We start from the raw sequence: 14,310 nt of genomic DNA, 5'->3' as shown, positions 1-14,310 counted from the left end.
TTCCTTCCCTCGGAAATCCGGACGTGTTCAGCCTGTACGTTCAAGATCCACCGGGCCATCCGGCCAGCAGGCCCGAACACGGTCCAGGTAGCCGGCCCCAGCACGGTGGTGGTAGCCCCCTCTTCGGCCCTTAGCTCAGGCCCGCGCTGCGGGCGCGTTCCACCACCGGGCCGATGGCCTGGGCCAGTGCTGCCACGTCCTCCGCGGTCGAGGTGTGCCCCAGGGAGAAGCGCAGGGTGCCGCGGGCGAGGTCCGGTGACATGCCCGTCGCCAGCAGGACATGGCTGGGCTGGGCCACACCGGCGGTGCAGGCCGAGCCCGTGGAGCAGGCGATGCCCTGGGCGTCCAGGAGGAGCAGCAGGGAGTCGCCCTCGCAGCCGGGGAAGGAGAAGTGGGCGTTGGCGGGGAGGCGGCCCGCGGGGTCCGGGTCGCCGCCGAGGACGGCGTCCGGGGCGGCGGCGCGGACGGCCTTGACCAGGTCGTCGCGCAGTGCGCCGATGTCGCGGGCGAAGTCCGCGCGGTGCGCGGCGGCGTACCGGCCGGCGGCGGCGAAGGCGGCGATGGCGGGGGTGTCGAGGGTGCCGGAGCGTACCTGCCGCTCCTGGCCGCCGCCGTGGAGCACCGGCACCGGGGCGTACGCACGGCCCAGCAGCAGGGCGCCGATGCCGTACGGGCCGCCGATCTTGTGGCCGGAAACCGTCATCGCGGCGAGCCCGGAGGCGGCGAAGTCGACCTCCAGCTGACCGAACGCCTGCACCGCGTCGGCGTGCAGCGGGACCTCGAACTCCCTGGCCACCGCGGCGAGTTCGGCGACCGGCTGGATGGTGCCGATCTCGTTGTTGGCCCACATGACGGTGGCCAGCGCGACATCGGCGGGGTTGCGGGCGATGGCCTCGCGCAGCGCGTCGGCGTGCACCCGCCCGTAGGTGTCGACCGGCAGCCACTCGACGCGGGCGCCCTCGTGCTCGGCGAGCCACTCCACGGCGTCCAGGACGGCGTGGTGCTCGACGGGGCTGGCGAGCACGCGGGTACGGGCCGGATCGGCCGCCCTGCGCGACCAGTAAAGGCCCTTGACCGCGAGGTTGTCGGCCTCGGTGCCGCCCGCGGTGAAGACGATCTCGCTGGGACGCGCGCCGAGCGAGTCGGCGAGGGATTCCCGCGCCTCCTCGACGGTGCGCCGGGCCCGCCGGCCGTCGGCGTGCAGCGAGGACGCGTTGCCGGTGACGGTCAGCTGGGCGGTCATCGCCTGCACCGCCTCCGGGAGCATCGGGGTGGTGGCGGCGTGGTCGAGGTAAACCATGGTGCGCACGATTCTACGAGCTGGCGCGGCGGGCTCCGGGGGCGCATACGCGGCGCGCGGAAGCGCCGCACGCCGGGGCACTTCCCGCGGGCCCGTTCACCCCTGGCACCCCTGAGGACCTGGACACCGCATGTAAGGAGTCACTACGCTTACGGTCATGACAGATTGGCTGCTGGATCGCACGTTCCGCGCGGCGAGCGGCGACGAGGTGCGGTGGGCCGCCCTCGGGGAGGACGGCGCGCCGCCGGTCGTCCTGCTGCACGGGACGCCGTTCTCGTCGTACGTCTGGCGGGGAGTCGCCCGCGCCCTCGCCGCCCGGCACCGGGTGTTCGTCTGGGACATGCCGGGCTACGGCGCCTCCGGGATGCGGGACGGGCAGGACGTCTCGCTCGGCGCGCAGGCCGGGGTGTTCGTGGAGCTGCTGGAGCACTGGGGCCTGGCCGAGGGGCGGTCGCAGCCGGCCGTGGTCGCGCACGACTTCGGCGGCTGCGTCGCCCTGCGGGCGCATCTGCTGCACGGCGCGCGGTACGCGCGGCTGGCACTGGTCGACCCGGTGGCGCTGGCCCCCTGGGGCTCGCCCGCATACCGGTTGCTGGGCGGTCACCACGAGGTCTTCGGGCAGCTGCCGACCGCGCTCCACCGGGCGCTGGTGCGCGAGTACGTCTCCTCCGCGAGCCGTCCGGGCCTGCCGCCCGCCGTCCTCGACCGACTGGTCGAGCCCTGGTGCACCGACGAGGGACAGCCGGCGTTCTACCGGCAGATCCGGCAGAACGACCAGCGCTTCACCGACGAGATCCAGGGGCGCTACGGAGAGATCGAGCTGCCGACGCTGGTCTGCTGGGGTGCGCAGGACGACTGGATCCCGGTGGCGAAGGGCCACGAGCTGGCGTCCCGTATACCCGGCGCGCAGCTTCGGGTCATCGAGGGCGCGGGGCATCTGGTGCAGGAGGACGCGCCCGCGGAACTCGCCGCGGCGCTGACGGAGTTCCTGCGGCCGTAGGGGCCGTCCTGCGGATCGGGGTCGGATCCGGGTCGGATCGGGGTCGGATCGGGGTCGAATCCGGGTCGGACGCCGTACCGATCGGACAGGTCGCCGGACACAGCCGACGGGGGCACCCGGACGTCTGCGTCCGGGTGCCCCCGTCAGGGATGCGACGGCTTCAAGGGCCGTCCAGCGGGAGCCTGGGAGCCCGCTCCGTTCAGCCGCGCGGCTGTCCGGAGGTCTCCAGCTGCTTCTCCTGGGTCGTGCCCTTCACCGCGATCTGCGGGTTGCGGGCCTTCAGGACGAACCAGCCGACCGCCAGGCACACGGCCCAGCCCGCACCCACGTACAGCGACACGCGGCTGTCGGGGTCGAGGGCGATCAGGCCGGTCACCAGGAGCAGGAACGCCACCGCTATCCAGCTGCAGACCGTGCCGCCCGGCGCCGGGAAGGGCGAGGCGGGCAGCCGGCCGGCGACGACCGCGCGGCGGTAGAGGATGTGGCTGACGAGGATCATCAGCCAGGTCCAGATGCCGGCCGCGGTGGCCACCGAGGTGACGTAGCCGAACGCCTTCTCCGGAACGACGTAGTTGAGCACCACGCCGATGCCCATGAGGACGGCGGAGAGGGTGATGCCGATGGCCGGGGTCTTGGTGGAGCTCAGCTTGCCGAGCACCTTCGGGGCCTCGGCGTTGGCGGCGAGGTCGCGGAGCATCCGCCCGGTGGAGTACATGCCGGAGTTGCAGGACGACAGGGCGGCGGTCAGGACGACGAAGTTGACGATCGCCGCACCGGCCGGGATGCCTATCTTCGCGAAGGCGGCCACGAACGGGCTGACGCCCGGCTGGAACTCCGTCCACTTGACGACCATCAGGATCACGCTCAGCGCACCGACGTAGAAGACGATGATGCGCCACGGCAGCGTGTTGATGGCCTTGGGCAGGGTCTTCTCCGGGTTCTCCGACTCACCCGCGGTGACACCGACCAGCTCGACGGCCAGGTAGGCGAACATGACGCCCTGGAGGGTCATGAGGCTGGAGCCGACGCCCATGGGGAAGATCCCGTCGTGGGCCCAGATGTTGGAGACCGCCGCGGCGTCTCCCGCCTGGCTGAAGCCGAAGGTGACGACGCCGAGACCGATCACGATCATGCCGATGAGCGCGGTGACCTTGACCATCGAGAACCAGAACTCGATCTCACCGAAGATCTTCACCGAGATCAGGTTCGCCACGTACAGCACGACCAGGAAGACCAGTGCGGTGACCCATTGCGGGATCTGTGGGAACCAGAAATGCACGTAGATCGCGGCGGCCGTCAGTTCGGCCATGCCCGTGACGACCCACATGAGCCAGTACGTCCAGCCCGTGACGAATCCGAAGAACGGGCCGAGGAACTCGCGGGCGTACTCCGCGAAGGAACCCGAAACCGGGCGGTACAGGAGCAGCTCACCGAGCGCCCGCATGATGAAGAAGACAATCACGCCGGCGAGGGCGTACATCAGGATGAGGCTGGGCCCGGCCTTCGCGATGTTCGCGCCCGCGCCCAGGAAGAGGCCGACGCCGATGGCGCCGCCGATGGCGATCATCTGGACTTGACGGCTGCCGAGACCCCGCTCGTAGCCCTCTTCCGGTGTGCTGCCCGAGGCCTCGTTGCCTTCGCCGAGGTTCGTGCCGACCTGCGTTGAGGTCATGTGTGGTGCGCCTTCCGCTCCATGCCGACCCGCGCCCTTGCTTGGCGTCGGATCGGGTCTCGATCCCCCCGGATACTGATGGAGTTGCATGCCGGCGATCGGCCGACTCAAGCGCCCCCTACGCGGACATGGGTGACGCCCGGCAGGTGGTCGTGAAGATTTACCACGGTCGAATTCCAGCCAGCGTGACGCCCGTCACAGAGCAAATGCGACAAACCGTAAACTCCCAGGTGAATCGCCAGCCGGTGTGACCGAATCGATATCCGGTGCGAGCAACCCGTTCAGCGAACAGTGATCCACAACTGATACCCCGCACCCGTTAGCGATGGGGTTTTGCGGTCATACCGAGGCGCAGAATCGACTATTGCGCACAAAAGGCGACACAGTGCGAGGGGTGGAGCGGGGCTGCGGCCTCCGGCTGGGAGGAGAGCGCGCGGCCCCGGTGGCTGAATCTGTACTTCTGGAAGTCGGCGGCGGGCGGGGCCGCGCCGGCGGCCGTGGCCTATGCGGGGAGGCGGCCGCTGAGCGTGTGGACGGTGTGGGCCGCTTCGAGGGTGTCGGGGTCGCGGGTCGACTCCGACAGGGCCTCGGGGGAGGCCGCCTCCGCCAGGGACGTGCGCAGGCGGGCGAAGTCGACCCGCGGGGGGCGGCCCGTACGCACGAACTCGTCCGTGTGGCGGGTGAGTTCGGACTCCAGGGACGCGAGGGTGGCAAGGATCGGGCCCTGGGCGGCGGCCTTGGCCCGTAGCCGGTCGCCAAGGACGCCGACGGCCGCCGTCAGGTCGCGCAGGACCGTGCCGAGGGTCGCGAGGTCCGTGGTGCGCGACGCCCCGGGTCTGCGCGTGCCGCCCGCCGACGGAGCCGGCTTGTCCCGTAGCAGCGCTCGTACGCCGTCGGCCTCCGGGGCGCCGAAGGCCTCGTAGACGCCGAGCGCGTCGCGCCAGTGCGCCTGGGCGCCCTGTTTGCGGCCGAGGGCGGTCTCGGCATGCCCCAGCGCGGTCAGCGCATCGGCCCGCCACCGCTCGCCGCCGGGCACCAGCAGCCGCTTCGCGGCGTCCTGACCTGCGGCTGCCGCCTCGTTGGGCCGGATCAGCGCGGCCGTCTCCTCGGCCATCCGGCAGCGGGTGCGGCCCGCCCAGATGCGCTGGTGGTCCTCCTCGAAGAGTGGCAGCGCCTGGAACAGCGTGCGCAGCGCCTCGGTGTGCCGGCCGGCCGACGACAGCGCCTCGGACAGCGCGTACAGGCCGTGTGCCAGGCGTGGGGAGCCGTCGCCGCCGCGGCGGTGGATCTCCACGCTGCGCTCGGCGAACAGCAGCGCGTCCTGGCTGTTGCCCACCGCGGCCCACAGCCGCGCCAGGGCGGCGAGCGCGACGGCCTCGCCCGCCTCGTCCTTGCGGTCGCGGCACTGCACACAGGCCGTGGTGAGATACCGCCCCGCTTCGTCGTGCCGCCCCTGGTGGAGGGCGATGACACCGCGGAGGTACGGGGCACGGGCGCGGGTGAGGGCATCGCCGGAGCGGTCCGCCAGGCTTTCCGCGCGCCGCGCCTGGGGCTCGGCCTCGGCGACCTTGCCCAGGACGAGGTAGGCCTCGGCGAGCGCGGCCCGCGCCCGGGCCTCCGCCTGCCCGTCGCCCGTGGCGGCCGCCCGCGCGGCCACCGTCCGCCCGGCCGTCTCGAACGCGGCGGAGCGCGCCCCGCAGTCCGCCGTCACCTGCGCCAGCAGGAGAAGGTCGGCGGCGGGCCGCAGGAGGGCCGGGGCGATCGTCGCCACCTGGCGGACGAGCGCGAGGAGGTGCGGCGTCTCGTCGGCCCAGGCGGCCAGCTCCCCGGCGGCGTCCCGCGCCTTCGGGAGGGACGGCGAGGCGGCGCGGGTGAGGCGGCTCAGCCACCGCTCGCCCGGATACCGGGCCTCGTGCAGCCGGCGGCCGAGGGCCAGATACAGGTCCAGCAGCCGGGACAGCGCCTTGTCGCGCTGCTCTCTGGGCAGCTCGCGGTGGGCGATCCCCTCGGCGAAGGCCCGGAGCCGGCCGACGTGACGGTAGCGGCCGCCGGAGGTCTTCTCCAGCGCGCCGATCGCCGTCAGCTCGGACAGCTGCGCCCGGGTCCGCTCCGGTGTCGTGGCCAGCAGCGCGGCGACGGCCGGCAGCGTCAGCCCGTCGCCGGACGGTACGGCCAGCAGCACCAGGGCGCGCCGCGCGGGCGGGCTGAGCTGGGCGTCGAGCCACTGGAGCAGCAGATGCTCGGGCAGCGCGGCGTGGGCCTCGGTCGCCGGCAGCCCGGCCAGCGCGAGGTCGCCGGTGAGCCCGTCGAGCCGCGGGCGGTGCCGGCCGGTGATCAGGACGGCGCCGGCCCAAGGGGACGGCTCCCGCAGGAGGGCGGCGAGCGCCTCGTCGTCGTCGCAGACGTCGTCCAGGACGAGCAGCACCCGTCGCTGGGCCAGCAGCGCGCGGCAGTGCGCCCAGCGCTCCGGGCCGGCCTCCCCCATGTCGATGAAGAGCGGCCCGTCGGGGAAGTGCCCGGCGACCTCGTGCGCGACCCGCAGCGCCAGCGCCGTCTTGCCCGCACCGGGCGGGCCGTGGACGGCCCAGCAGGGCTTGTCGGCGTCGGGGCGCCGCAGCGCCGCCGCCAGCTCGGCGATCTCCTGCGTACGGCCGAAGAAGTGCTCGGGGACGGGCGGCAGGGCGGCGGGGCCGTCCTCGGCCAGGGGGTGGTAGCGCCCGGCCAGGAGGTCGGCGCGCCAGCGTGCCAGGCGCTCGCGGGGCGCCTGGGCGAAGGGTTCCGGGAGGCCGGCGAGCGGCTCGCCCTCCCACAGGGCCAGTGCGGCATCGCACAGGCGGCGCGCCTCGGCCGGATCCGTGGCCTCGCGGGCGTGGGCCACCAGCCGCTCGGCCAGATGCAGATCGAGGTCGAGGACGGCTGCCCGGCCGTCGGGGCGGCGCAGCCCGTATCCCTCGTCCGCGTCGCCGGCCACGAGGTCCCAGTCGAGCTGCCGGCCCAGCCGGGTGGCGTAGACGTCCAGCAGCTCACGGGCCTCCCGTGGCGGCGCGGCGCCCCAGATGTCGCCGACCAGTTCGTCCGCCGTGGCCGCGTGGCCCGGCCGGAGCAGCAGGCAGGCCAGCAGCGCCCGGACCTCCGGGCCGGCCAGGGAGACCTCCGTCTCGCCCCGCCAGGCCCGCACCGGGCCGAGCACCCCGAAGCGCAGCGGCGGGCCGGCCACCGGGCGGCGCGGCCGGGGCGGCGGTAGCTCCGCGGTGACCGCCGGGTGCTCCGGCACCGCCCCGCCCATCCGCTCCAGTACCGGACTGGCGAGTACGGCGAAGGCCCGGGCCGACGCCTGCAGCCGCAGCTCGCCGTCCTCGTCGCCCATCAGGACCGGGAAGTCCGGCAGCCGCCCCAGATACGGCTCCAGGGACCGGCCGACCGCCTCGACGACCTCCACGGCCTGTTCGGTGCCGAGCCCGCTGAACAGCAGCTCCCGCACTCCGGGGCGGAAGTCGTAGACGGGCTGGACGAGTTGGCCCGGTGGGGCGCCCAGGGCGCGGTCCAGGGTCTGCGCGGCGGCGGTCTCCCGCACCTCGTCGGTGCGCTCCAGCAGGCCGCCGAGCAGGATCTCCGCGACATGGGTGGGGCCCGCGTCGCGCATCGTGGCGGCGCGGACCAGTTGCATCAGCGGGGTGGTCAGCGGGCGGACCGCGGAGAGGCGGACGGCGAGGCGGTAGGCCTCGGGGGAGAACGCGCCGCGGAAGCGGGCGAGCAACTCCTCGGCGGTGCCGTGCGGTTCGAGCGGTGCGGCCGGCGAGGGCGCCTCGGCGAGCAGCGCCGTTTCGATCAGATGCGGCACCCCGGGGCGGGTGAGCAGCCCGGCCCACTGCTCCAGCGCGGAGGCGGTCGGATGCAGGACGGGCAGCGCGAGGAAGCCCTCGGCTTCCGGGTCGGGCTCGCCGCTCAGCGCGTCGCAGACGGTCAGCCGCCCTACGGGCTCGAACTCGCCCGGCGCGGTGAGGAGTCGGGGCCGGGCGTCCAGGGCGGTGCCGCGCCACAGCCGGCGGGGCAGCGGGTTGAGGACGGCCACCGGGCCGCCGCGGCTCCATGCGGCCAGGGCGCGGACGGCCCGCGGGCCGCGCCATCCGGGGTTCGTCCCGTCGGTGAGCAGGAAGGTCACCGACGCGCCCGCGGCCTGCCGGCGCGGCAGGGGGCCGCCGGGGTCCCGGGGGTCGACCGGGTGGACCTGGACGGAGCGGAAGGCGGTACTCCGGGCGAGCAGCGCACGCAGTTCGGTGGCGAGCGAGCCCCATACCTGCATGGACGGCGAGCAGTCCACCAGCAGCACCGCCGACCAGCGCCGCTCCTGTTCCGGCCGGGCGACGACATCCAGGAAGCCGGTCTCGGCGGCGAGGCGGACGGTGGCCTCGATGTCGGTGACGGTGCGGTGCGGGTGGTCCCGGAAGCGGCGCAGCGGGCGCAGTGCCCGGCCCAGTTGCTGGGCGTCGGGCAGGGCGCGCTGGCCGGGGACCCGGGCGGGGCGCGCGCGGTCCGCGCCCTGGGAGCCGCCCTGGCTCCCCATGGCGTACAGGGCGCGGCGGGGCGGGCCGGCGGGGGCCGAAGGCCCGGCGGGCTCGGGGGCGTCGGCGGGCGCGGCGGGATCGTCGGGGTGAGCGGGGTCGGCGGGGTGGAGCGGGTCGGCGTGCTCCGGGTGGGTGGCGGTCCCGGCGCGCTCCTCAGGGGCGACGGGCTGGGCGGCGGCCTCACCGGGGTGTGCCGGCTCGGCGCGCTCCCCCTCGCCCGGCGTCGCCGCCTCCCCCGGCGCCCCCGGCTCCTCCGCCGGACGGGGCGCCGCTCCGCTCTCCATCACCCGTGCCAGCCACAGCACATCGAGGAGTTCGGTGGCCCCCAGGTCGTAGCCGGCGGCCGACATCGCCTGTCGCAAGGGGTCGATCATGGCGACATGGGCTCGTCGAGGCGGTGCAGGACGGCGGCGAGGAGCTCCTCCTTGGTGAGGTCGGCGCCGCTGATCCGCAGATGGACGGCGGCCAGCAGCTGGTCGGTGGCCAGGGTCTGGGTCTTGGCGCGCTGGTGGAAGACCTCGATGAGGTCCTCGGCGGCGGCCACCGCCTCCTCGCCCAGATTGTGCTCGATGATCTTCCGCAGCCGGTCGCCGGTCGGCTCCGGCAGGTCCAGGCGTACGCAGCGGCGCATGAACGCGGGCGGGAAGTCGCGTTCGCCGTTGCTGGTCATGATGACGATCGGGAAGTGGCCGCAGCGCACCACTCCGCGGTGGACCGTGACCCGCTCGCGGCTTCCGCTCAGCAGGACCTGCACCTCCTGCTGGTGCTCGGGCAGCCGGGCCAGCTCCGGGATCTCGAACTCGCCCTCCTCCAGGACGACGAGCAGGTCGTTGGGCAGGTCGATGTCGGCCTTGTCGAGCTCGTCGACGAGCAGCACCCGGGGACGGTCGGCGGCCAGTGCGCTGCCCAGCGGGCCCAGGCGCAGGTACTGGCCGATGTCGCCGGCCGCGGTGGCGTGCCGGGCCCTGGGGCGGCGGCCGGAGCCGCGGGGCGCCTCGCGCTCGCGGCGCAGCGAGGCCTCGCGCAGCCGGCCCACGGCGTCGTAGCGGTAGAGGGCGTCCTGGAGCGTGGAGCGGCTGTTGACCGACCAGCGCAGTACGTCGCCGAGGCCCAGCTCGTCGGCGACGGCGCGGGCCAGCGAGCTCTTGCCGGCGCCGGGCCGGCCGGTGACCAGCAGCGGGCGGTGCAGATGCAGGGCGGCGTTGACGACGGAGATCTCGTTGCGCTCCAGGAGGTAGGGCGCCTGGGCCGCCGTGCCCCGGGTGGCCGGAAAGCGACGCCACGGTGGCGGGGCGGGCAGCTGGGAGGGGCCGCGGAAGACCCACCAGTCCTCCGGCTCCGGCACCAGGCCGTCGGGGGCGCCAGCTGCGCTCTGTCCGGTCACCGCGCGTTCTCCTCGTTCATGGCGTGCGTCCACGCACAGGCGTTCATGGTTGCGTCAACACCCAGGCGTCGGGGGCGAGTTGCGGGGGACGGTGGTCCGGGGCGTCGTACAGCAGGGACAGCCGCCGGCCGTGCAGGGCGGCGCTCTCGGGCTCGGCCACGGCCTTGGCCCGCTCCAGGCGCACCGCTTCGGGGACCTCGGTGTGGTCCGTGCCGTCGACCAGGGCCAGCAGGTCCTGGGCGATGTGCTCGCCGTGTTCGGCACGATGCCACAGCACGGTGTGCACACCCGCCTGGACGCACTGGCGCAGCAGCGTGCCGTGGTGGTGGGGTTCGCAGCACACGATCACCGTCCCGGCGTCGCGGTGCACCTCCAGCTGGGCGCGGGCCACTTTGCGGTCGGTGTGCCGGTGGTCGAGGACCAGGCGCTTGGCGTGCGGCAGGGCCGCGGTGCGCTGTTTCCAGCCCGCGTAGCTCTCCCGGGAGCGCTCGGTGGTGCGCACCACCACCCGGCGGGTGATGCCCGGCGCGAACGGCCCGTCCTCGTCGCTGTCGGGCGACTCCCAGGAGTCGACGTCGAGGCCGAGCCAGGCGGACGGCAGGAAGTACTCCACCAGGGCGGTCTCGGGGTCCTCCCTGACCTCGGTGCGCAGTACCCGGCGGATGTCGTCGACGACCTGCTCGCTGCCCGCCTCCGCGTCCCGGACCAGCGCGAGGCGGTGCGCCTGGCCGTCGGCGAAGGTCCAGATCTGGTACGTGAAACGGCGTCCCGTGGCGGTGGGCAGCAGCTCCACCTGGACGCGCGGCGGGGCGGCAATGGGGCGTGCGCCGGGGGGCGAGGGAGCGGCATCGGGGGTGCGCACCGGTGACCGGGTGGCCTCGACGTCGGCGCGGAACTGGCTGACCGCCGCCTCGTCCACCCCCGAGCGGGCGGCCACCCGCTCGACCCAGGCGTCCAGGTCCTCGGCCGGATAGACCTCGCCGGCCGCGCGTTCCTCGACGCTGATCCGCACCACCGCCTGCAGCAGCGGCGGCACCGGCGCGCCGGTCGTGGAGCTGAAGCCCTCCAGCGCGTCCATGGTGTCGGCGAGGCCCGCGACGGCGGGGAGTTCCGGGGCGTGCGGGAGTACCCGTTCCAGCAGGGCTCGGGGGTCCGTGCGCGTGCAGTGGGCCAGCAGGCCGGAGAGGTCGCGGCGCTGGCGGGTGGTCAGGTACTCGCCGGGGCGGACCGTATGGGCGGCGCGGCGCAGCCGTTCCCAGTCCTCGCGGGCGCCGTAGAGGCCGGGACGGGCATGGGGGTCGTACGGGGCGGCGAGGGCGGGGGGTTCGTAGTCCCGTACCAGGTCGAGGAGTTCGGGGATGCCGCGGCGGACGCCCACGGCGAGGCCGACGAGGCGTTCGAGGTCGGCCGCCGGGCCCGCGGAGGGCCTGCCGAGTCGGGCGGCGAGCCGCTGCTCGCAGGCCAGCACCGCCTCGCGGCCCTTGAGGACCCGCTCCAGGGCGGTGAGCAGCTGCTGGACGCCGCGGCGGGCGGTGGGCACCGCCGAGGGCGGCAATTCGGGGAGTTCGGCCTCGATGGCGGGGACGCTGATGGCGTACATCGTCGCCGGCGGCGACCCGGGGGCGGCGGACTCCGGGGCACGGTGCACGGCCGCGACAAGGCCGACGACGGCCTGCCGCTCACGGTCCCACAGCGGCCCGCCGCTGAACCCCTCGGTGACCTGGGCGCCGCCGAGCACGTCCAGCGCGATCCACGGCGGCGCCGAGACCCGGGGCACCGCGCGGACCGTGGGCAGCGGATTGCCGCTGGCCCATAACGCGATGGTCTCGCCCGCGTAGTTGTGCTGCAGGAACGGTGCCGGCTCGGCGCCCGGGGGCGGGGCGCCCGTCAGCTCCAGTACGGCGAGGTCGCCGTGGTAGGGCAACCGCCCGGGCCGGACGGGGTCGTTGCCGGCCGCCCTGGCCCTCGGCGGCACCCACATCTCCGGTACGACCCGGGCCGACAGGTCCGTGCCGGCCGCGACATGCGGCAGCCTGAGCGTGACCGTCTCGCTCCGGTCGGGGAGGTCCTGGGTGAAACGCTCCCTGCCCAGCGCGCTGTTGACGACATGGGCGCAGGTCAGGACGAGTTGCTCGGCGACCAGTACGCCCGCGCCGACGGCCTGCTCGCCGTGACGTACGGAGGCGAAGGACAGCTGGAGCGGGGTGTCCGGACCCACGCCCGCGATCACGGTGTCGCCCCGCCCGGTTCGCCCGGGTCCCGGCCGAGGTTCCAGGTGGCGGAGACCGTGAAGCTCGCCTCGCCGTTGCCGGAGAACACGCCCAGGCGCAGATCGGATCCGAGGGTGACGCCGAACTCCACCGTGACCTCGTCCGGGCGGTGTTCGCCACTGGCGATCGAGCGGTGGATCTGGCCGAGGACGCCGCCGAGCGGACGCAGGGCCTCCTCCAGGACCTCCCCGCCACGGGTCAGCGCGCGGCCCATCCTGCTGTCCACGCTGACCGGCTGGGCGGAGCCGAACGCGTCGGGCAGCTCCAGCTCGCCGTCGTCGTCGGCGGGGTGCACGGACCGGCCCGCGTCCGAAGGGCTCTTGGCGGCCGGCTCTTCGGCCCGCAGCCACACGACGGTCCCGTCATCCAACTTCAGTGCCACGTCCCCCATGGCGATCAGTCTGACATGGGGCGCAGGGCCACCGCGCGCACTTTTGCGTCACACTCCACCCTTCGGCACCGGGGGCCACCTGCGAAAAGGGGGTTCCATAGGGGTCGGCACGGTACATCGCGGGCAGGCGCGTCGTGCCTACTCCGCGAGCAGGACCCTGGCCAACTGGCGCGACTGCGCCACCAGTCGGTCCTCGCTGTCCCAGACCTCCGCGTCCTCCTCCAGGAAGCCGCCCGCCATGTTGCGGGTGGTGATGGCGACCCGCAGCGGGCCGGGGGCCGGGCGCCGCCGGACGTGGGTGGTCAGTTCGACGGTGGGGACCCAGCCGGAGATGCCCAGGTCGAAGGCGGTGGGCGGCAGCGCGTCGACGGTCAGCAGGAGGGAGAGCGGGTCGGGGTCGCGGCCGTCGGCGAGGCCGAACCAGGCGCGCATCTCGCCCCTGCCGGAGGGGGCGCCGACGGCCCAGCCGGCGGTCGCCGGGTCCAGGCGGATGGCGAGCCGGTCGGCGATCGCGGTGCTCCCCGGGATGGCGGGGCGTCCGCCCGGGGCACTGTCGGTGCCCAGGCAGTGCTCGTAGGGCGGAATGGCGGGCGGCTTGGCGGTCGTGCGGACGTCGTCGGGCAGCGTTCCGAGATCGCCGTAGGAGGCCAGCACCCGCAGCCGCTCGACCTCGCTGCCGTCGTCGGCGAACTGCACGAGGGTGGCGGTGCCGGTCGACATCGTGCGGCCGGTGCGGACCACCTCGGTGCGGATGACGGCGGGGCCCGGGACGGAGGCGGTCAGGTAGTGCGCGGTGACCGAGAGCGGGTCGGGGTGCGGGAGGGCGTCGCCCAGGGCGCGGCCCATGAGGGCGAGGAGGTAGCCGCCGTTGACCGCCTGGATGATCGTCCAGCCGGCGGAGAGGTGGGCGTCATAGACGCCCGGGGCGCGGCGGGCGACCGCCGTGTCGCGGTCGAACTCACTGTTGCCAAGCGTCACCAGAGCCATGGGTTGCACGCTACACCGGATAGTTACCGACCGGTAGTGTCAGTTTTGACGACCGCGCACGGAAGCGGTCCGGCCGGCCCTGCGATGATGACGCCATGCTTCACGTGCTCTACCTGGTCGGCGTCGCGGCCTTCGCGGCGAGTGGTGTGCTGGCCGCCTACCGCGCCAACATGGACCCCTTCGGCGGCCTGGTGCTCGCCTTCGCCGCGTCCATCTCCGGCGGGACGCTGCGCGACCTCATCCTCAACCGGCAGCCGCTGTACTGGACGCACGACTGGGTACTGCTGACGGTGATCATCTGTGTCGGCGTCGGCACCATGGTCTATCTGCGCTTCTGGACCCTGCCGCGCAAATCGCTGCTGGTCGTCGATGCGATCGGACTCTCCGTCGTCACGGTGATCGGCGCCCGCGCCGCCATCGAGGCGGGCGCCACCCCGCTCGCCGTGATCATCCTGGCCGTGCTGACCGGCGTCGCCGGCGAGGTCATCCGCGATGTGCTGTGCGGGGAGTTCCCCCCGCTGCTGCTGCGCGAGGACGTGTACGCGATCGCCGCGATGGCGGGCGCCTGCTGCCTCCTGCTGCTGCACCACCTCGGCGTCGGCGCCACCCCCGCCGCGGCGGTCTCGGCGGGGGTGGTCTTCGCACTCCGGATGGGCGCGGTCTACCTGGGGCTGCATCTGCCTCGGCCGCAGCAGCTGCGGCCGAGGCCGGGCCAGAAGCACACCGACTGACCCGGCCCGC

General features: G+C 74.2%; 9 protein-coding genes. 2 read left to right on the top strand and 7 right to left on the bottom strand.

Going from position 1 to position 14,310, the window contains the following annotated elements; all coding sequences use genetic code 11:
- Positions 1–130: 130 nt before the first annotated feature.
- The gene (locus ACZ5XZ_RS05295) at positions 131–1,300 is read right to left on the bottom strand and encodes a cysteine desulfurase family protein (RefSeq protein WP_468974757.1); all 1,170 of its coding nucleotides are present in this window, start codon (positions 1,298–1,300) and stop codon (positions 131–133) included.
- Between the two features lie 157 nt (positions 1,301–1,457).
- On the opposite strand from ACZ5XZ_RS05295, the gene ACZ5XZ_RS05290 reads away from it, so the two are divergent.
- Complete coding sequence (locus ACZ5XZ_RS05290; RefSeq protein ID WP_468974756.1) at positions 1,458–2,300, top strand: alpha/beta fold hydrolase; 843 nt, start codon at positions 1,458–1,460, stop codon at positions 2,298–2,300.
- Positions 2,301–2,499: 199 nt separating this feature from the next.
- Here the strand turns inward: ACZ5XZ_RS05290 and ACZ5XZ_RS05285 are convergent, their stop codons facing one another.
- The 6 genes from ACZ5XZ_RS05285 to ACZ5XZ_RS05260 form a co-directional block, all read right to left on the bottom strand.
- Positions 2,500–3,972, bottom strand: a complete 1,473-nt coding sequence (locus tag ACZ5XZ_RS05285; protein ID WP_468974755.1) for an amino acid permease — start codon at positions 3,970–3,972, stop codon at positions 2,500–2,502.
- A 502-nt stretch (positions 3,973–4,474) separates the two neighbouring features.
- On the bottom strand, positions 4,475–8,911 hold the full coding sequence (locus ACZ5XZ_RS05280; protein ID WP_468974754.1) for an SAV_2336 N-terminal domain-related protein: 4,437 nt from the start codon (positions 8,909–8,911) through the stop codon (positions 4,475–4,477).
- Positions 8,908–9,921: an AAA family ATPase gene (locus tag ACZ5XZ_RS05275; RefSeq protein ID WP_468974753.1), complete on the bottom strand. Its 1,014-nt coding sequence runs from the start codon at positions 9,919–9,921 to the stop codon at positions 8,908–8,910. Before ACZ5XZ_RS05275 ends, ACZ5XZ_RS05280 begins: the two co-directional genes overlap by 4 nt.
- 43 nt (positions 9,922–9,964) lie before the next feature.
- Positions 9,965–12,139, bottom strand: a complete 2,175-nt coding sequence (locus ACZ5XZ_RS05270; protein ID WP_468974752.1) for a VMAP-C domain-containing protein — start codon at positions 12,137–12,139, stop codon at positions 9,965–9,967.
- Between the two features lie 8 nt (positions 12,140–12,147).
- Positions 12,148–12,582, bottom strand: coding sequence for a CU044_2847 family protein (locus ACZ5XZ_RS05265; protein WP_468974751.1), 435 nt, complete (start codon positions 12,580–12,582; stop codon positions 12,148–12,150).
- A gap of 138 nt (positions 12,583–12,720) precedes the next feature.
- A complete protein-coding gene (locus ACZ5XZ_RS05260) occupies positions 12,721–13,569 on the bottom strand; it encodes a thioesterase family protein (protein WP_468974750.1) in 849 nt (282 codons plus the stop codon).
- A gap of 95 nt (positions 13,570–13,664) precedes the next feature.
- Between ACZ5XZ_RS05260 and ACZ5XZ_RS05255 the strand changes: the two genes are divergently transcribed.
- A complete protein-coding gene (locus ACZ5XZ_RS05255) occupies positions 13,665–14,300 on the top strand; it encodes a trimeric intracellular cation channel family protein (RefSeq protein WP_468974749.1) in 636 nt (211 codons plus the stop codon).
- Positions 14,301–14,310: the final 10 nt, after the last annotated feature.

This window comes from Streptomyces sp. NPDC033270 (genome assembly GCF_055576575.1).
This window is presented reverse-complemented; position numbering and strand designations above follow the sequence as displayed.

Coding starts and splice junctions, on each gene's coding strand:
- ACZ5XZ_RS05295 (WP_468974757.1), bottom strand. CDS start 1,300: ATGGTTTACCTCGACCACGCCGCCACCACCCCGATGCTCCCGGAGGCG.
- ACZ5XZ_RS05290 (WP_468974756.1), top strand. CDS start 1,458: ATGACAGATTGGCTGCTGGATCGCACGTTCCGCGCGGCGAGCGGCGAC.
- ACZ5XZ_RS05285 (WP_468974755.1), bottom strand. CDS start 3,972: ATGACCTCAACGCAGGTCGGCACGAACCTCGGCGAAGGCAACGAGGCC.
- ACZ5XZ_RS05280 (WP_468974754.1), bottom strand. CDS start 8,911: ATGATCGACCCCTTGCGACAGGCGATGTCGGCCGCCGGCTACGACCTG.
- ACZ5XZ_RS05265 (WP_468974751.1), bottom strand. CDS start 12,582: ATGGGGGACGTGGCACTGAAGTTGGATGACGGGACCGTCGTGTGGCTG.
- ACZ5XZ_RS05260 (WP_468974750.1), bottom strand. CDS start 13,569: ATGGCTCTGGTGACGCTTGGCAACAGTGAGTTCGACCGCGACACGGCG.
- ACZ5XZ_RS05255 (WP_468974749.1), top strand. CDS start 13,665: ATGCTTCACGTGCTCTACCTGGTCGGCGTCGCGGCCTTCGCGGCGAGT.